The following is a 16941-nucleotide window of genomic DNA, read 5'->3' on the forward strand; positions in this document are numbered from 1 at the left end:
TCGACTGTTTGCCTTTGACTATTTGCCTTTGACCCTGGCCTGGACGAGGTTGGCGAACGGCAGCCGGCCGTAGTCGTCGCGGAACCGGGCGTGGTATACGGCCTCCGCTTCGTTGACTGCCTCCGCGGGCAGCTCCTTCCAGGCAACCAGGAGTGAGCCGGGATCGGCGAGTTGCCAGATGAGCCTGCCGTCCCAGTGGCCCGGCGGCTTGCCCTTGCCGAAATCGATGAACTCCTGGATTTGCCGGCGAAGGCCGCGGTTGCCCTTGCTGCCGGCGCCCGCTTTCCCGAGATACACGACGTCGGCGCCGTCCACCCACTCGGCGGTCAGCGCTGGCTCCGGGACCGAAGGGTCCTTCTTCTTGAAGACTCCTGCCGTGCTCCTGGGCAGAAACCGCGGCTCATAGCCTGCAGGCTGCAGCACGGCGAAGATCCCGGTGCGTTGCGGGATCCGGTTGATATCCAGCGCCGCGAGAGTCCTAAACCCCGTAAACCCGTCTTCCTTGAGTGACTGTCTGTTGATCGGCATGGGTTCCTTGGCTCGGGGGTGTTCGCCTTAGAAGCTTACGGCGCACGAAAGTAGGCTCAGCCGCGGGTGAAGGTGCCCAGACCGGTTTGATCGTAGAAATCGAGCCTGACGCTCGACGCCGTTCCGCTGGCGCCTGGGGCGGCGCCGGGCGCGCCGGGGGCGAAGATCGCTCCGGCAAGGCCGTTGGCGTTCTCGCCGATGGATTCAAAGCTGAAGGTGTCGCCGTCGAAGTGTTTGAGTGGGAACTTGGTGGTCCTGCCGGCCGGACCCAGCTCTAGGGTCAGCACGCCGCTCTCCACGGCGACGTTGAGCTGGCCGTAGTAGGAGTTCGCATACTTGCCAACGTAGAAATCGTTGACGCGCGCCGGTTGGACCCGCTGCGGCGCCTGGGAGTAGTCGACTTTTGGCTTCTCCGCCTCATCGATCTTCTGGAAGACGCCCGCGGTGAATCCGAACCAGTCCACTGTCGGGGCGCCGTTCTGGGCCGTGTCCAGGAATGACGCGCAGATGGCTTCGGGGATGCCCTGCGGCCGGCCGTTGGTCAGGGCCACAATGCCCAACTGCTCGCCGGGGAGCAGCGAGACGGCGGTCGCGGCACCAAGCTCGAAGGCTCCCGAGTGCCCGAGCGAGAGCCGGGCGTGGTCGTCGTAGGAGACATTCCAGCCCAGGCCGTAGAAGCGGGTGCGGGCCGCCGGCGTCGCGGGTGGGCCCGATACCGCGTGCGGGACATGCGTGACACTCAGAGCGCCCGGGGCGATAACCTCCTTGCCCTCAAAGCGGCCGTTGGCGAGCTGCAGGCGGATCCAGCGGGCCAGGTCATGCACAGTGGAACTGGCCCCGCCGGCGGGCGCTTCGGCGTCGGCGTCCCGACTGTATTTGGCCACCCAGGTCTTGTTACCGGTGGGCACGTGGATCAGTGCCCTGTTCGATTCCTTTTGGTAGTCCGCGTGGCGATAACTTGTGGATGTCATGCCGAGGGGCTTGAACAAGACTTCCTCAGCGAGGTCTGCCCAGGGCAGTTTCATGGCGTCGGCAGCAGCGAGCGCGCCTGCCGTGTAGCCGAAGTTGCTGTAGTTGTAGCTCGCCCGGAAGGAGTCCAGCGGTTGCTGATTGAGGTGGCTGAGGATGTAGGTCTGGTCGAATCCGAGATCCTCCAGCAGGTCGCCCGCCCCCGTATGTAGGCCGCCTTGGTGCGACAAAAGGTCGGCGACAGTGGCGTTTCGCGTCACGTAGGGGTCCTTCAGGGCGAAGCCCGGGCTGTGGTTGATCACGGGGTCCGTCCAGGAGATCGCCTTTCTGCTCACGGCCACGGCCGCAACCGTGGAGGCCAAGGGTTTGGACACTGAGGCCACTTGAAAGACGGTGTCCGCGTCCACCGTCTCGGGCTTGCCCGACTCCCGCACGCCGAAGCCTTTGGCGTACACCATCTGGTCCCGGTAGACCACGGCCACCGCGACTCCGGGAACACCAGTGCTCTCCATCGCCCCCTGGACTATCCCGTCCAGCTTGGCCAGAGCGACGTTGACCTTCTGTTGGTCAAGGAGCGGTCCAACCTGCGGTTCCGGCGCCGGAAGCAACGACGCCGACGGCGTGCCGGAGGGGCCAGTGCCGCTGCGTCCGGCGCCGGCGGGGGCATTTTGGGCCGTGCAGGCGGCCAGCAGCGGCAGCCCCGGCTATGCCCGCGGCACCGACGCCGACCGCCTTCAGCAGCGAGCGGCGGTCCGAGGGCAGCGAACCGATCCTCATCGCAATAGATTCCCTTTGGTTCATGGACACCACCCCGCCCGACAACAACCTGCCCGATACCGCCTGGGGCGCCGAGCAGACGCCCTCTTTTATGATGGACCCGCGCCGGGGTTTTGAGACAGGGCGGCCGGGCCTGCGGGCGATTGGGGTGAGCGAGAGCCTTGAGGGGAGTGGGTTGGACTTCGGTCCCTCAACACGACCGGCGGGGCGCGGGCGCTTGAAGGCGCTGGGCACGGGCGACGGATCCGCGGGCCTGACACCCCCGCCGTGAACTCCGATTTGTCGCCCTCGCCAAGTCTGGACCTGGCTCATCCTGGTGGCCCCACGAATTCCGCCCCATTAGTCTCCGTGTGGACACCTCCACACCCGCCAACGAAGCCCACGAACGCACGAACCTCGTGACCTCCCTCCGGTTGCGCCTTTTAATGTCAGACCCCCGGAGTTAAGTGGAACTATGGACGACAATCAGGGGCCCGAAGTGGTTCCGGCAGGAGACGGCGACAGGGTGATCAGTCCTGCTGGGCGCGTTAGGCCTGCGGACCCCGCCCGCTCTGGCTGTCCGTTAAATGTCGGACCCCCGCAGGAGACTTGATTCATGGACGGCAAACAAGGGCCCGAAGTGGTTCGGGCAGGAGACGGCGACAGTCTGATCAGTCCTGCTGGGCGCGTTAGGGCCGCGGACCCCGCCCGCTCTGGCTGTCCGTTAAATGTCGGACCTCCACGGGAGACTTGATTCATGGACGGCGATCAGGGGCCCGAAGTGGTTCCGGCAGGAGACGGCGAGGCTAGGCCCCGCCGCGCCGGGCGCGGTGCGGCTCAAGTGCCGACCGCGGACCACCGCGGCGGGTCAGTCGTTGCAGCCGGCCGGCTGGCCACCCTCCCACTGGCCGCGGCCAGTGCCGCGATCATCGACCGGATCCGGGAACTGGAAAACGAGAAGTGCGCCGCGTCCGCGGAGCAGGCTCGGCTGGCTGTGGCTTTTGATCTGCTCCAGCGCCGCGCGCAGGCCGCCGCCGGGATCCCCGCCGAGCAGCTCGGCGCCGGGATCGGCGCGCAGATCGCCCTGGCCCGGCACGAATCCCCCGCCAAGGGCGGCCGGCTCCTGGGCCTCGCGAAAGCCCTCGTGGCCGAGATGCCGCACACCCTCGCCGCGCTCGAGTCCGGGCAGCTGAACGAATGGCGCGCCACCTTGCTCGTGCGCGAAACCGCGTGCCTGACCGCCGCGGACCGGGCCGCCGTCGACGAACGCCTCGCACCCGACACCGGGACCCTCGCCGGGGCCGGGGACCGGCGGCTGGTCGCCACCGCCCGGGCCGCCGCGTACCGGCTGGACCCGCGCACCGTCACCGACCGCGCCGCACACGCCGTGTCCGAGCGGCATGTCAGCCTCCGCCCGGCCCCGGACACCATGTGCTACCTCACCGCCCTGCTCCCGGTCACCGCCGGCGTCGGCCTCTACACCGCGCTGAGCCGGCACGCCGACACCCTGCGGGCCGCCGGGGACCCGAGGGGCCGCGGCCAGGCCATGGCCGACACTTTGGTCCAGCGCTGCACGGGCACGCCGGGCGGGATCACCGGGGTGGAGATCCAGGTCGTCATGACCGACCGCACACTCTTCCAGGCCGACAGTGAACCGGCTCGGATCCCCGGCTACGGCACTGTCCCCGCCGGCTGGGCCCGCGCCCTCATCAACGGCACCGAGGCCAATGACGGCAACCATCCGCCCGGACCCGGCAGCCCGCCACCACCCGGCGGCGGTGCGGGGACATCAGACGACACGGGACAGGGCACCGGAGGCAGCGCCAGCGGATCCGCCGGACCCGGCAGGCCCATCAGACCCGGTGAAGCGTCCGGTGCCGGTGCCGACGCCCCTGCCGACGCCAACGCTTTCACCGTCTTTCTCCGCCGGCTCTACACCCGCCCGCGCACCGGCGAGCTCATCGCGATGGACTCCCGGGGCCGGATCTTCCCGCACCGGCTCCGCCGCCTCATCCAAACCCGGGACGACACCTGCCGCACGCCCTACTGCGACGCCCCGATCCGGCACCTGGACCACATCATCCCCTGGCACAAAGGCGGACCCACCACCCAGACCAACGGCGCCGGCCTCTGCGAAGCCTGCAACCACACCAAAGAAACCCCCGGCTGGCGAGCCCGCCCCGTAAACCCCGCACACCCACAGCTCGCGGACTCTGGACCCGGACCAGCACCCGGTCCAGCAGCCGGGCCCGGGAGCAGCAGAACCAGGCACACCATCGAACTCACCACCCCCACCGGCCACACCTACCACTCCACCGCACCACCCCTCCCGGGGACACCGCTCCGTCCATCAGCCGCAGACCAGCCGGTATCCCGCCACCGGCGCCAACGCCAACTCCGGTACCAAGCCAAAAAGATGAAGAGCGGCAGGCTCCATGTGGTTGCCGCGGCCTAGGGACCAGTCAGCCGGCAGCCACAGGGGCACGCGGCACGGGGGGCACGCGGAACGGGCTAACGTTGGGCCGCCACGCTTCGCCGCATCCAGCAGGCACGGGTCGGCGAAGAAGGACCGAATGGCAATGCACCTTGCTGGGACGGGGAGCTGCCCGCGACGGAGGCTCCCACGGTCGGTTAGAAAACGACCGGTGCCAGCCGCTGACCGCGCTGACTAATCTGCCGCGGCGGCGGCGACAAAGAAAGCCGCCCTCCAACTCGAAAGGCGGCCTGACGCTCGGGCCTGCAGGTACCTTCGCGATCTCGCTAAGAGAAGGCTCGGACACTTCAATGTCCCGAACAACCCGACGTCATCAGATGGTTACCTGCAGGCGCTTTAAGCCTACGCCCGCCTCATCGCCATCACCAGAGGCCGCAAGCCACTGGGCCCACAACGAAGCCCATCATGAGGACCCGCAACCAGGGAGACCGGCCATAAAGGCCCCGGCCGAAACACCCCCTGCCGCGAAAGCGTAGAGTGGAGGAAGCCGCCTGATTCTGGACGCCAAGTGCTGAGGGAGAAATCGTGACGATTGACTGGGACGAAAAGAAGACCCTGCTGCAGGAGCCAAACATTGCCGCCGTGACGCAGCTGTGCGACGAACTCATGGAAAAGAAGCCTGGATCGGTGGTCCCGTACATCGACCCCATCCATGACGAGGACGAATGCCGGATCGTCAGCCTGCATATCAGCCCCGGCAAGGGCACAGAATCGGGCTTTGTTTCGCACTTCAACGACGATGAGGCCGCCCGCCGCGCCACCTCCATTTACGAGGCCGCAGAACTGGACCCCCGCTATGTGATGCCGTGGAACGCCTATCCGTGGATCCGCGATCCTGACGCTTCCTCGGCGCTGAACGTCCAGGAAAAGACGGATGGCCTGCGGCCGTTCCGCCAGTTCCTGAAGATCAACAAGCGCGTCTCGGCTGTGATTGCCCACGGCGCGGACGCCCACTCTTTCCTGACCCTCTTCGAGAAGACCTACCATTCCTCATTGAAGAACCATGGCGTCAAGATCTACAAGGCCACCGCCCTCGGCGGCCGCGCCTTCGCAGTCTCCCCGGCCAAGCAGGAAGAGCTCCTCGCCAAGAACGTTGAAGTCTACAAAGACGCCATGCAGCGGGCCGGCATCCAGCACCTTTAAGGATTCACGCAGCATCATCCGACGCCGGCAGAAGCCAAAGCCCGCGGCATAACCCGCCAACAGCCGACGCCGGTGAGCCTCACCCCGCCAGCAGCCTGCGCCGGTGCTTCAGTTCCTTGATCCAATCGCGGGTGACCATCGCCGAAAACGGCGAGGCGCCGTCGTCGGTCACGGAACGGAACGCTGTGCCCGCCTGAAGGTCCGCCAGCAGCGGCTCCGAAGCCCTCAGCGCCAGCTCCAGCACCTGGACGGCCGCACGCTCCGTCAAACCCATCCCCGCGGCCCAGCCCAGGAAGTGCTTCCGGGAAACCCCCGTCCGCTTGCCGTCCAGGGTCAGGGCCAGTGTCTTGTCCCCGTAGACAACAGTGGACGGAATGTCGTAGACGGGCGCAATGGACCACTCCCCGGCGGGGTGCTGCACCATGGAAACGTTCTTCGCGTGCAGGTCACCGTTGCCCGTCAGCCATGCGAATGCCGCCTGGAGGGCCAAATTCCGCAGCGCGGGCAGCGGCGCCGCGCAATACGCCGCCAGCGCGTGGCACACCTGCCCGTATCCCACGTTGTACTTGTCCGCAGGGTAGAGCCCCAGCACCTGTGCCCCGTCCTCGACGGCGAGCCGCTGCACCGCCCCCGGCGACCCGGCCGCCGCTTTGGGCCCCGGGGCCCTGGCGACACGTTCCCCGGAGACAGGCACCCGGTCGAAGCGCTCAACGAGCAACCCCGGCCGGCCGGCGACGTCGCGGATCAGCTGGACCCGGCTCAACGGGATCCGAAGCCGGGCCGCGTACCGGAACATTACGTATTCGTTTTCGACGACGTGCGGAAACTCGGGGGCGTTGAGTTTGAGGATGTACCGCCTGTCAGCGCTGGCCACAGGCATGGAGATCATGCCCGCGGACAGTTTGTCCTGCACGCCGGCCAGCGCCACGGGATCGATCAGCCCGGAGTCTCCCAGCAGGGCATCAAAATCCACGGGTGTGCGGGGGTCAAGCTCGACGGCGTGCTCGTCCGGGTCCAGCTTCTCGCCATGGCCAACGATTTGGACGTCACCCACGGGGTTGGCACCGGCCGCGATGAGCAGGGAGAGCTCATCGTCAACACTGGTCTTGATGGAGCGTCGCAGTGCATTCAGCCGCCGTCCCTCCGGCAGGAGCCCGGTGAAATACGGCGGGGCAGCCCCCGCCGCGGACAACACGGGCTCCGGAGTCAGCGGCAGGGAACTCGCGACGGCGGGGCCCCCGGACGCCAGGTATGCCGGCAAGTAGCTGAACCTGGTGCCGCCGTCGTGGCGTTCCAGCCGCGCCGCCAGCGCCCCGGCCTTGTAGATATCCGCGATGCGGTGCCTCATGGCCGGACTTCCGGGCCGTCCCGCAGTTCACTGTTGACCTGCGGTTCATTGTTGGCCCGCGCTTCACTGCCTGCCCGCGGGCCGGCGAGGGCCCGGGCAGCGGCGCTGGTCCGGGTCTGGACCCGGAGCTCCAGCCCCAGCGTGTCCAGGAGCGCCAGCAGGGAATCCAACTGGACCGTGCGTTTGCCCTGTTCGACGAACCGGACGAAGCGCTCTGAGACCCCGGCCAGTTCGGCTAGTTCGCGTTGGCTCAGCCGGAGGGAACCGCGCCGGGCCCGCGCCTCGGCAGCGAGTTCGTCCGGAAGTGAGTTCCCCATGGTCGCCTCCCGTTGATCAAGATAGGTCAAATTTGCCTAGGTCTATAGGTACGAACGTGCCGTTTTGCGCGTAATTCCAGTATAGAACCGGCACACGCGACTGCAAAGCGTCATTTCGGCACGTTCGTACCGGCGGGCGGTGCGGAGCCGGTGTAGCGGAGCCGATGAGGCCGGTGCCGCGCAGCCGGCCGGCGCAGCTGACTCGGGATCGCTGGCGCCCACCGTCACATATTGGGCGGTCCTGCCGCGTGGCGCGTGGCGGTGCAAAATGGCCCGTAGAATTTAAGGGACTTAAGAAAACCAGCCCGCCCAAGGAACCCGGAGAGGACTGCTCACGATGACGCGCGCTTCCTTCCGGCTTTTCCGCACCGGGCTGATCGGATCCCTCATCGTGGCCCTGGCGGCCGGCGGACACCTGGCCGGCGGCGGACGGCTGCCCGAACCGGCGATCGTGATGGCCCTGTGCGCCGTGGCGATGATCCCGGTGGCGGTCCTGACCCGCTTCCGCCTGAACTTCCCAGTCCTGACCGGCCTCCTCGGCGCGGGTCAACTGTGGCTGCACTGGTCATTCGGCGCACTGTCCGCCGCCGCGCCCCTGAAGATTCCTGAGCCGGGGGTATACAACCATCCCGGCCATGCGGCGGCTGTGATTCCTCCGGAGATGCTCCACCCCTCCATGGCCGTTTCCGCGACCGTCATGGATGGGGCCATGTTCGCCGCCCACGTGGCGGCGACCCTCGGCACGGCCCTGCTGCTGGCCCGCGGCGAGCGGGCCCTGTCCGTGCTGGGCTCCTGGCTTCGCCCGCTCGTGCGGCTGACGGAACCTGTCGCCCTGGTGCCGCTGCGCGTCCCAGGCCCCTGCACCGTCAACCTGGCCCCGCTCAGGGTCCGGGTGGGCCACCTCCTGCCGACCCGGCGTGGCCCGCCGCAGCCGGCGCCCGCCGCCTGACACCATCCCCTTTCACGCACGGACGGGGACGGCAGGCGGCCACCCGTCACCGCCGGACGAACACCGCACCGGCCGGCCCCCACCGTTTCTTCCTTAGTGAAAGGCACCCTTTGCCATGAAATCCTCCCTCCGCCGTACCCTCAAGACCGCCGCGGCCGCCACGATGACCGCCGCGCTGCTCGCCGCCGGCGCAGCGGCCGCGTCCGCCCACGTCCACGTCGACTCCGATGACCCAGCCGCGGGCGGCTACAGCCACCTGACGTTCAATGTCCCCAACGAGTCCGCCACCGCCAAGACCAGCAAGCTCGAAGTCACGCTGCCCACCGACACCCCGTTCACCTCGGTGGCGGTGAAGCCCGTCGAGGGCTGGAAGGCCGTGGTCACCACCAGCGACCTGCCGAAACCGCTCACCATCGCCGGCGCCACCGTCACGAAGGCCCCCAGCTCCGTAGTCTGGACCGCCGACGCCGCCCACCAGATCGACCCGAACGAATACCAGGCGTTCTCCATCTCCGTGGGGGTCCTGCCGGACGCCGGCACCACCGTGACCCTGCCGACCGCCCAGACCTACACCGACGGGACCATCGTGAAGTGGGACGAGAAGGCGGCCGAAGGCCAGGCCGAACCCGAACACCCGGCCCCCTCGTTCGTGACCACGGCCAAAGACGCCGAACCCGCGGCCCACGCCGCATCCACGGAAACAACAACGGCGGCGTCGGCCGCCCCGGCCGCGGCAGCAAGCACCTCAAGTGATGCCGGCTCGGTGGCCGGCTGGATCGGGATGGCAGCAGGACTGATCGGGCTCGCCGTGGGCCTGACGGCACTGGCCCGCACCCGCCCGTCCCAGGCCAAGCAAACAGAGGCCAAGCAAACGGCCAAATAGCCGACAAGTAACACGGTCAGATAGCCTGCCGCCTGACCTCCGGCGGCAGGCGCGACGGCGGCTCCGGACACCCGGGGCCGCCGTCACAATTGACACCCCGGTGTGATCCCTGCCATATTTTAAGGGTGAACCTGTCAGACAGCCGGACAGCAGGACAGCCCTTGGCCCGCCTCAGCGCCGCCGAAGCCGTCTTCAACGTCCTCCGCTCCGAAATCGAATCCGGCAAGCTCGGTGTCGGCGCCAAGTTGAGCTCCGAGGCCAGCCTTGCCCAGCAGTACGGCGTAAGCCGCTCTGTGGTTCGCGAGGCCTTGCGGTCCTGCACCGCCCTGGGCCTGACGGTCACCAGGACCGGGCGGGGCACGTTCGTCGTCGCCAACCACGTGGCCAAGGACCTGGTTCTGGGCCAATACTCCGCACGCGACCTTACGGAGGCCCGTCCCCATATCGAGGTTCCTGCCGCCGGACTGGCTGCCGAACGCCGTTCGCCCGAGGAACTGGACACAATGCGGGACATCGTTGCGGCCATGAGCGGCGAGGACGACCCCGAAGTCTGGGTGGGCCTGGACTCCAGCTTCCACGCGATGATCGCGCGGGCCAGCCGAAACAAAGTGTTCGAAAACGTCGTCGCGGACATCCGGGACGCCCTCGCCCACCAGTCCGAGACCCTGAACATGGTGGCGGACCGCAAGCACGCTTCCGACGAGGAGCACCGGCGCATCCTGGCCGCGATCGACGCCGGTGACCCGGCGACGGCGCGCATCGCCATGAGCCAGCACCTCCACGCCGTTGGCGTCGCCCTCGACTCGATCCTCAACGCCTGACGGCAGGCGCCTGACCCTTGTCAGGAACAGCAGAGTCGGGAACCACAGCCAGCAACAGAGTGGCCAACACAACTGCACCTGCCGCCACATTCACACCGACCGCTACCGCCAAAAGGACGCAATGATTTCTCCCGCTCTCGCGCACACCCCGACCCCGCTGGACCCGGAGCGGCTGCCGCAGCACACCCCACTCGCGGTCCAGACCCGGGACGGCATCGTCGAAAGCGTCCACTACGGCTCGGTCATCGCTACCGCAGCGGACGGCCGAACCCTCCTGGCGGCCGGCGATCCCCTCGCCCCCTTCTACCCGCGGTCCGCCCTGAAGCCCCTGCAGGCCGTCGCTATGGTTCGCGCCGGCCTGGATCTCCCGGACGATCTCCTCGCCCTCGCGGCCGCCAGCCATTCCGGTGCCGCCGCCCACCGTGACGGTGCGCGGCGCATCCTGGACCTGCATGGCCTGACACCGGGCGACCTCAATAACAGCACGGACCTCCCCTACGGGGCCCGCGAGCGCGAGGACTGGCTCGGCGACGGCGGCCAGGCCACCCAGCTGGCACAGAACTGTTCCGGAAAGCATGCCGCGATGGCTGCCACCTGCGTCATCAACGGCTGGCCGGTCCAGGGATACCTTGACCCCGCGCACCCGCTGCAGCAACTCGTGGCCCGGACCGTGGTGGATCTGACCGGCGAGGACCCGCAGGCCACCACCACTGACGGCTGCGGGACCCCGCTGTTTGCACTCACGTTGCGCGGCATGGCCCGGGCCTTCGGCCGCCTGGCCGCGGCTGCCGGATCCGGCAGCGCGGAAGCCGCCGTCGCACACGCCATGCGCCGCCACCCCGAGATGGTTGCGGGCGAGGACCGGGATGTCACCGCGCTAATGCGCCTCGTTCCCGGCCTGTTGGCCAAAGACGGCTTCGAGGGCGTCCAGCTGGTGGGCCTCCCCGACGGCCGCGCCGTCGCGGTGAAGGTCTCCGATGGCGGAGACCGCGCCCGGATGCCCGTCACCGTGCGGGTCCTGGCCGCGCTCGACGTCGACACCTCACCCCTGGCGCGCCTCGCCGCCACCCCTGTGCTGGGCGGCGGCCGGCCCGTCGGGCTGCTGCAGGCCACCGATTTCCTCGCTGCCCCCAAGACCTCCGACGCCCCCGAAGCCCCGTAAGGACCGCCATGACCTCGCCCGACGCACGCGCAGAATTCCGCTCCGAACACGACCTCCTGGGCGACCGGGATGTTCCCGCCGACGCCTACTGGGGCGTCCACACCCTCCGGGCGGTGGAGAATTTCCCCATCACTGGCCAGCCGCTCTCCTCCAACATGTACCTGGTCCGCGGGCTGGCCGCCGTGAAACTGGCCGCGGCACGCACCAACCACGAGCTCGGGCTGCTCGACGCCGGGCGTGCCGCGGCCATCGGGCAAGCCTGCGCCGACGTCATGAGCGGCAAGCTCAGTGAGCAGTTCGTGGTGGACGTCATCCAGGGCGGTGCCGGGACGTCGTCGAACATGAACGCCAATGAGGTCATCGCCAACAGGGCCCTGGAAATCCTCGGGCACCCGAAGGGCGACTACGCCCGGCTGCACCCCAACGACCACGTCAACCTCAGCCAGTCCACCAACGACGTCTACCCCACCGCGGTCAAGCTCGGCACGATCTTCGCGGTCCGGGAACTGTTGGAAGCCCTCGCCGAACTCGAGGACGCGTTCGCCGCCAAAGCCCTAGAGTTCCGCACGGTGGTCAAGATGGGCCGCACCCAGCTCCAGGACGCCGTCCCCATGACCCTCGGCCAGGAATTCGGCACCTATGCCGTCACGATCGGCGAGGACCGGCTCCGCCTGGCCGAAGCCGACCTGCTCATCCACGAAATCAACCTCGGCGCCACGGCGATCGGCACCGGCCTGAACGCACCGGCCGGGTACGCCGAGGCCGCCTGCCGGCACCTCGCCGAGATCACCGGCCTGCCGCTGGTCACCGCAGTGGACCTGATCGAGGCCACCCAGGACGTCGGCGCCTTCGTGCACCTCTCCGGGGTGCTCAAGCGCGTCGCCGTGAAACTCTCCAAGATCTGCAATGACCTCCGGCTGCTCTCCTCCGGCCCGCGCGCCGGATTCGGCGAGATCAACCTCCCCGCGGTGCAGTCCGGGTCCTCGATCATGCCCGGCAAGATCAACCCGGTCATCCCGGAAGTGGTCAGCCAGGTGGCCTACGAGGTGATCGGCAACGACGTGACCATCACCATGGCCGCAGAAGCCGGCCAGCTCCAGCTCAACGCCTTCGAACCGATCATCGTCCACAGCCTCCACAAGAGCATCTCCCACCTGGAAGCCGCCTGCCGCACCCTCACGGCCCGCTGCGTCCGGGGCATCACCGCGAACACCGAACACCTGCGCCTCACCGTGGAACAGTCGATCGGCCTCGTCACCGCCCTCAACCCGCAACTGGGCTACGCCACGGCCACGGCCATCGCTCAGGAAGCCCTCGCCACCGGCAAGGGGGTTGCGGAACTCGTGCTCGAACACGGGCTGCTCACCGCCGAGCAGCTCACCGAACTCCTCAGCCCGCAGCGCCTGGCCAACCTGAGCAAGTAGCGCACCCTCGAACCCCGAAGGACCCCCATGACGCATCCCGAAACTGCCCGCGCCTCAAAACAACCAACCCAAGAACTGCCAGCCCAGGAACAGGCCCTCTCCCACCACACGATTCCGGCGCATGCCCATGCGTCCGGGGCCACGCTCCACGCCGAGGACCAGGGGTACCACAAGGGCCTGAAACCCCGGCAGGTCCAGATGATCGCGATCGGCGGCGCCATCGGCACCGGCCTGTTCATGGGCGCCGGCGGCCGTCTCGCCACCGCCGGACCGGCCCTGATCATCAGCTATGCCGTCTGCGGGTTCTTCGCCTTCATGATCCTGCGCGCGCTCGGCGAACTCGTGATGCACCGGCCCTCGTCCGGCTCCTTCGTCTCCTACGCACGTGAATTCTTCGGCGAGAAAGCCGCGTTTGTCACCGGCTGGCTCTACTGGCTGAACTGGGCCATGACGGCGATCGTGGACATCACCGCCGTCGCGCTGTACATGAACTTCTTCAAGAAGTACTGGGCGCCCATCGCGGACGTGCCGCAGTGGACCTGGGCCTTGGCGGCACTGATCCTGGTCCTGGGCCTGAACCTCATCAGCGTCAAGGTGTTCGGCGAGCTTGAATTCTGGTTCGCGCTCATCAAAGTGGTGGCGCTCGTGTCCTTCCTGCTCGTGGGCATCTACTTCGTCATCTTCGGCACGCCCGTGGCTGGCCAGGAGGTCGGCTTCAGCCTGATCGCGGACAACGGCGGCATGTTCCCCAACGGCCTGCTGCCGGCGATCGTGGTGATGCAGGGCGTCGTGTTCGCCTACGCCTCGATCGAACTGATCGGCACCGCCGCAGGGGAGACCGAAAACCCGGAAAAGATCATGCCGCGCGCCATCAACACGGTGATCGTGCGCATCGCGGTGTTCTACGTCGGCTCGCTCGTGCTGCTCTCCCTGCTCCTGCCCTACAGCTCGTACAAGGCCGGCGAAAGCCCTTTCGTGACGTTCTTCGGCTCTATCGGGGTGGACGGTGTGGACGCCATCATGAACCTCGTGGTCCTTACCGCGGCGCTGTCCTCGCTCAACGCTGGCCTGTACTCCACCGGCCGGATCATGCGGTCGATGTCCGTTTCGGGTTCTGCGCCGAAGTTCGCCGGCCGGATGAACAAGTCCGGCGTCCCCTACGGCGGCATTGCCCTCACTGCCGGCGTGGCCGGCCTGGGCGTGATCCTGAACGCCGTAGTCCCTGCAGAGGCCTTCGAGATCGTCCTGAACGTCGCATCGCTGGGCATCATCAGCACCTGGGCCATGATCGTGCTGTGCCAGATGCAGCTTGCCCGGCTCGCAGCCCGCGGGGAGCTGATCCGGCCCGCGTTCCGCATGCCCGGCGCCCCTGTCACGGGCTGGATCACCCTGGCCTTCCTTCTGGCGGTGCTAGTCCTCATGGCATTCGACTCGCCCGTGGGAACGTGGACCATCGCCTCCCTCGTGGTCATCGTCCCGCTCCTGATGCTCGGCTGGCGCCTCTGCCGGCACCGGATCCTGGAAATCGCCGCGGTCCGCGACGGGTTCACCGGTCCGTTTCCGCTCGTCGCCAACCGCCCGGTACGCGGCACTGACGGCAGCGCCGGCGGGGATTCGGAGTGACACCCCGGAAGTCCGCGTCCGCGTAACGCAACGTCCCCGCAACCTCTCGCACACCCGGTTCGCATATGCTCAGCGGAAGACTCAACATGGCTCAGCGACGAACCACCCGGGAGATAGCTCATGACCAATTGGCGGATTAGGGATTTCCATTCGGCCGATCTTGACGGCATCCTGCACCTCTGGGAATCCCTCAAAGAATCAAACGTGGAGCCCGTCTACGCGCTCTCGGAGGTCCTGGCCTCCTGCGAAAAGGACCACGCCGTCGTCGCGGTGCAGGGCGATCAGGTGGTGGGCGCCGCTGTCGGACGTGCCGCCCACGACCAGGGCTGGATCGTCTTCCTGGCCACATTGCCCGATTACCGGGGACGCGGTATCGGCACTTCGTTGCTGGCCGCGGTCGAGAACCGGATGGCCCCGCACGGGCTCAACAAGCTCTCGGCCCTGATGCCCGAATCCGAGACCCGGGTGGAGGCGTTCCTGGGCCGCGGCTTCGCGCTGAAGAAGAACCTGCGCTATTTCGAGCGGAAAATCCCGGTCCAGCGCCAGGAGCTGGAACCGCTCAGCCTGCTGGGCGGCCGGATCCTGGCCCGTGACCTGTGGGAGAACGTGGCCGGCATGCGCAACGAAAAGGAACTCCTGGAACGCCGGCTGGTCCTTCCCCTCGCCGAGGCCGACCTCGCCGACGAATACGGCGTGGTGCCACCGCGTGCAGTGGTCCTCTTCGGCCCTCCCGGCACTGGCAAGACGACCTTCGCGAAGGCCATTGCCTCCCGGCTGGAGTGGCCATTCGTGGAGGTTTTCCCCTCGCGGCTGGCCTCCGACCCCAAGGGCCTGGCCGGGGCGCTGCGCGAGACCTTCCTGGAGATCGCCGAACTCGAGCACGCCGTCGTGTTCATCGATGAGGTGGAGGAGATCGCCTCCCAGCGTTCCGGCGAACCGCCGTCGCCCCTGCAGGGCGTCACCAACGAGCTCCTCAAGATCATCCCGGCGTTCCGCGAACAGCCCGGCCGCCTTCTGGTCTGCGCCACCAACTTCATCCGCGCCCTGGACTCCGCATTCCTGCGGCACGGCCGGTTCGACTACGTCATCCCGATCGGCCTCCCGGACCGCCAGGCCCGCGAGGCCATGTGGCAGCGCTTCATCCCCGTTGCCGTGGTGGACGACGTCGACGTGGAGCTCCTGGTGGAACGCACCGAGGGATTCTCCCCCGCAGACATTGAGTACGCGGCCCGCAGCGCCTCCCAGCGGGCGCTGGAAAAGGCGGTGTACGACGACGGCGGCTTGGCGTCCGGCGGCAGCGCCTCAGTCCGCGAGGCGGTCCGGAAGGGCCCTGCCACCCAGGACTACGTCGACGCGATCGCCGACACCCGGACCACGGTCAGCGCCGAAGTGCACCAACAGTTCCTCGAGGACATCGACGACTTGGGGCGCGTCTAGGCGAAGCAACGCGGGGTCAGCTACGGCCCATGTCGGGGCTCTGGATGGGCGCCAAGTGACCCCGCGTTGCAGTCAATGCCGAGTGAAGGGGGAAGGGTGATCCTGTTTCTCACGATTGTGAGCGGCCTGGCCTGGACCGCGGTCTACGTCGATGCCATCCGGATCGGCTTCAGGGACAGGACCTACGCGATCCCGGCCGCCGCACTCGGGCTCAACTTCGCCTGGGAGGCCATCTACGCCGCCCGCTCCATCGCGACCGGCATTGACGCGCAGGGGGTCTTCAACATTGCATGGGGACTCGCCGACGTCGTGATTGTGTATACCTTCCTGAAGTTTGGCCGTTCCGAGCTGCCGGGCTGGGTGACGCGGCGGCTGTTCATCGGCTGGGCGGTCCTGCTGGGCGTCATGTCCTTCGCCGTGCAGCTGCTGTTCGTCGCCGAGTTCGGCTGGGAGGACGCGTCGCGCTATGCGGCGTTCCTGCAGAACCTGCTGATGTCCGGGCTGTTCATCGCCATGTTCGCCGCCCGCGGCGGGCCCCGGGGCCAGACCCTGCTGATTGCCGTGGCCAAGTGGATCGGCACCCTTGCGCCCACCATTGTGTTCGGCTGGTACGGCAACTCGCCGCTGATCCTGGGCGTGGGGATTCTCTGCAGCATCTTCGATCTGGTGTACATCGGGCTGCTATGGCGCTCCCGGCGGATGAGCCTTATAGGGTGACGACGATCTTGCCCTTGGCGTGGCCCTGTTCGAGCGCAGCGAAGGCCTCCGCAATTTCCGCGAACCGGTAGGTGCTGTCGATGACTGGCTGCACGTGGCCGCCGTCGACGAGCGCCGCCAGGGTGCGCAAGTCATCCCCGCTGGGGTGCGTGAACAGGTAGCGGTAGCTGGCTTTCGCCTTGCGGGCGCGGCGGCGGAGGCCCATGCTCATCAGCCAGAACGCGGCGGTGATCGGCGGCGGCGCGCTCAGGTCTTTCGTCGCGGTGAGGGGCTCCGGAACGCCCGCAATGGATACCACCAGGCCGCCGGACTTCAGAATACGGAAGGAGTCCCCGGGCGGGGCTGGGGAGCCGGAACATCCCGGAGCTCC

Annotated in this window: 15 protein-coding genes and 1 pseudogene; 10 read left to right on the forward strand and 6 right to left on the reverse strand. The window is 67.8% G+C overall.

From position 1 onward, the window contains the following. Positions 1-18: 18 nt before the first annotated feature. The 3 genes from AC1DKQ_RS05050 to AC1DKQ_RS05060 are packed head-to-tail and all read right to left on the reverse strand — an operon-like array spanning position 19 to position 2298. Positions 19-528, reverse strand: a complete 510-nt coding sequence (locus tag AC1DKQ_RS05050) for a hypothetical protein (protein ID WP_476882953.1) — start codon at positions 526-528, stop codon at positions 19-21. Positions 529-584: 56 nt separating this feature from the next. Continuing rightward, positions 585-2009: a serine hydrolase gene (locus AC1DKQ_RS05055; protein ID WP_476882954.1), complete on the reverse strand. Its 1425-nt coding sequence runs from the start codon at positions 2007-2009 to the stop codon at positions 585-587. A gap of 55 nt (positions 2010-2064) precedes the next feature. Continuing rightward, complete coding sequence (locus tag AC1DKQ_RS05060) at positions 2065-2298, reverse strand: hypothetical protein (protein WP_476882955.1); 234 nt, start codon at positions 2296-2298, stop codon at positions 2065-2067. 712 nt (positions 2299-3010) lie between these two features. On the opposite strand from AC1DKQ_RS05060, the gene AC1DKQ_RS05065 reads away from it, so the two are divergent. Then, positions 3011-4708 (forward strand): HNH endonuclease, encoded by a 1698-nt coding sequence (locus AC1DKQ_RS05065; protein WP_476882956.1) that lies wholly within the window; start codon positions 3011-3013, stop codon positions 4706-4708. 564 nt (positions 4709-5272) lie between these two features. Further along, entirely contained in the window at positions 5273-5890 is a 618-nt protein-coding gene (locus AC1DKQ_RS05070; RefSeq protein ID WP_091564911.1) for a uracil-DNA glycosylase family protein, read from the forward strand. Positions 5891-5969: 79 nt separating this feature from the next. On the opposite strand, the gene AC1DKQ_RS05075 is transcribed toward AC1DKQ_RS05070, so the two are convergent. Further along, the gene (locus AC1DKQ_RS05075; protein WP_476882957.1) at positions 5970-7238 is read right to left on the reverse strand and encodes a type II toxin-antitoxin system HipA family toxin; all 1269 of its coding nucleotides are present in this window, start codon (positions 7236-7238) and stop codon (positions 5970-5972) included. Further along, positions 7235-7555 (reverse strand): type II toxin-antitoxin system Y4mF family antitoxin, encoded by a 321-nt coding sequence (locus AC1DKQ_RS05080; protein WP_476882958.1) that lies wholly within the window; start codon positions 7553-7555, stop codon positions 7235-7237. The genes AC1DKQ_RS05075 and AC1DKQ_RS05080 overlap by 4 nt, the downstream gene beginning before the upstream one ends. Before the next feature lie 337 nt (positions 7556-7892). On the opposite strand from AC1DKQ_RS05080, the gene AC1DKQ_RS05085 reads away from it, so the two are divergent. The 8 genes from AC1DKQ_RS05085 to AC1DKQ_RS05120 all read left to right on the forward strand — a co-directional run bounded on the left by AC1DKQ_RS05085 (position 7893) and on the right by AC1DKQ_RS05120 (position 16571). Next, positions 7893-8504, forward strand: coding sequence for a hypothetical protein (locus tag AC1DKQ_RS05085; protein WP_476882959.1), 612 nt, complete (start codon positions 7893-7895; stop codon positions 8502-8504). A gap of 115 nt (positions 8505-8619) precedes the next feature. Beyond that, entirely contained in the window at positions 8620-9387 is a 768-nt protein-coding gene (locus tag AC1DKQ_RS05090) for a YcnI family copper-binding membrane protein (RefSeq protein WP_476882960.1), read from the forward strand. A gap of 125 nt (positions 9388-9512) precedes the next feature. Beyond that, complete coding sequence (locus AC1DKQ_RS05095) at positions 9513-10208, forward strand: FadR/GntR family transcriptional regulator (protein ID WP_476882961.1); 696 nt, start codon at positions 9513-9515, stop codon at positions 10206-10208. Between the two features lie 121 nt (positions 10209-10329). After that, the gene (locus tag AC1DKQ_RS05100) at positions 10330-11370 is read left to right on the forward strand and encodes an asparaginase (RefSeq protein ID WP_476882962.1); all 1041 of its coding nucleotides are present in this window, start codon (positions 10330-10332) and stop codon (positions 11368-11370) included. Positions 11371-11378: 8 nt separating this feature from the next. Continuing rightward, the gene (locus tag AC1DKQ_RS05105) at positions 11379-12794 is read left to right on the forward strand and encodes an aspartate ammonia-lyase (RefSeq protein WP_476882963.1); all 1416 of its coding nucleotides are present in this window, start codon (positions 11379-11381) and stop codon (positions 12792-12794) included. Between the two features lie 27 nt (positions 12795-12821). Next, a complete protein-coding gene (locus AC1DKQ_RS05110) occupies positions 12822-14417 on the forward strand; it encodes an amino acid permease (protein WP_476882964.1) in 1596 nt (531 codons plus the stop codon). Between the two features lie 120 nt (positions 14418-14537). Further along, positions 14538-15854, forward strand: a complete 1317-nt coding sequence (locus AC1DKQ_RS05115) for an ATP-binding protein (protein WP_476882965.1) — start codon at positions 14538-14540, stop codon at positions 15852-15854. A gap of 96 nt (positions 15855-15950) precedes the next feature. After that, complete coding sequence (locus tag AC1DKQ_RS05120; protein ID WP_476882966.1) at positions 15951-16571, forward strand: transmembrane-type terpene cyclase; 621 nt, start codon at positions 15951-15953, stop codon at positions 16569-16571. Here AC1DKQ_RS05120 and AC1DKQ_RS05125 read toward each other — a convergent pair. Continuing rightward, positions 16561-16893: pseudogene (locus tag AC1DKQ_RS05125) on the reverse strand (zinc-binding dehydrogenase); the annotation flags it as partial. The gene AC1DKQ_RS05120 and the pseudogene AC1DKQ_RS05125 overlap by 11 nt on opposite strands. Positions 16894-16941: the final 48 nt, after the last annotated feature.

The sequence above is a fragment of the Arthrobacter sp. 05L421 genome (assembly GCF_056397785.1).

What these genes read in the sequence shown, in the direction of transcription:
- AC1DKQ_RS05105 (WP_476882963.1), top strand. Translation starts at nt 11,379, where the DNA reads ATGACCTCGCCCGACGCACGCGCAGAATTCCGCTCCGAACACGACCTC.
- AC1DKQ_RS05065 (WP_476882956.1), top strand. Translation starts at nt 3,011, where the DNA reads ATGGACGGCGATCAGGGGCCCGAAGTGGTTCCGGCAGGAGACGGCGAG.
- AC1DKQ_RS05085 (WP_476882959.1), top strand. Translation starts at nt 7,893, where the DNA reads ATGACGCGCGCTTCCTTCCGGCTTTTCCGCACCGGGCTGATCGGATCC.
- AC1DKQ_RS05055 (WP_476882954.1), bottom strand. Translation starts at nt 2,009, where the DNA reads ATGGAGAGCACTGGTGTTCCCGGAGTCGCGGTGGCCGTGGTCTACCGG.
- AC1DKQ_RS05100 (WP_476882962.1), top strand. Translation starts at nt 10,330, where the DNA reads ATGATTTCTCCCGCTCTCGCGCACACCCCGACCCCGCTGGACCCGGAG.
- AC1DKQ_RS05075 (WP_476882957.1), bottom strand. Translation starts at nt 7,238, where the DNA reads ATGAGGCACCGCATCGCGGATATCTACAAGGCCGGGGCGCTGGCGGCG.
- AC1DKQ_RS05080 (WP_476882958.1), bottom strand. Translation starts at nt 7,555, where the DNA reads ATGGGGAACTCACTTCCGGACGAACTCGCTGCCGAGGCGCGGGCCCGG.
- AC1DKQ_RS05115 (WP_476882965.1), top strand. Translation starts at nt 14,538, where the DNA reads ATGACCAATTGGCGGATTAGGGATTTCCATTCGGCCGATCTTGACGGC.
- AC1DKQ_RS05050 (WP_476882953.1), bottom strand. Translation starts at nt 528, where the DNA reads ATGCCGATCAACAGACAGTCACTCAAGGAAGACGGGTTTACGGGGTTT.
- AC1DKQ_RS05110 (WP_476882964.1), top strand. Translation starts at nt 12,822, where the DNA reads ATGACGCATCCCGAAACTGCCCGCGCCTCAAAACAACCAACCCAAGAA.
- AC1DKQ_RS05090 (WP_476882960.1), top strand. Translation starts at nt 8,620, where the DNA reads ATGAAATCCTCCCTCCGCCGTACCCTCAAGACCGCCGCGGCCGCCACG.
- AC1DKQ_RS05060 (WP_476882955.1), bottom strand. Translation starts at nt 2,298, where the DNA reads ATGAACCAAAGGGAATCTATTGCGATGAGGATCGGTTCGCTGCCCTCG.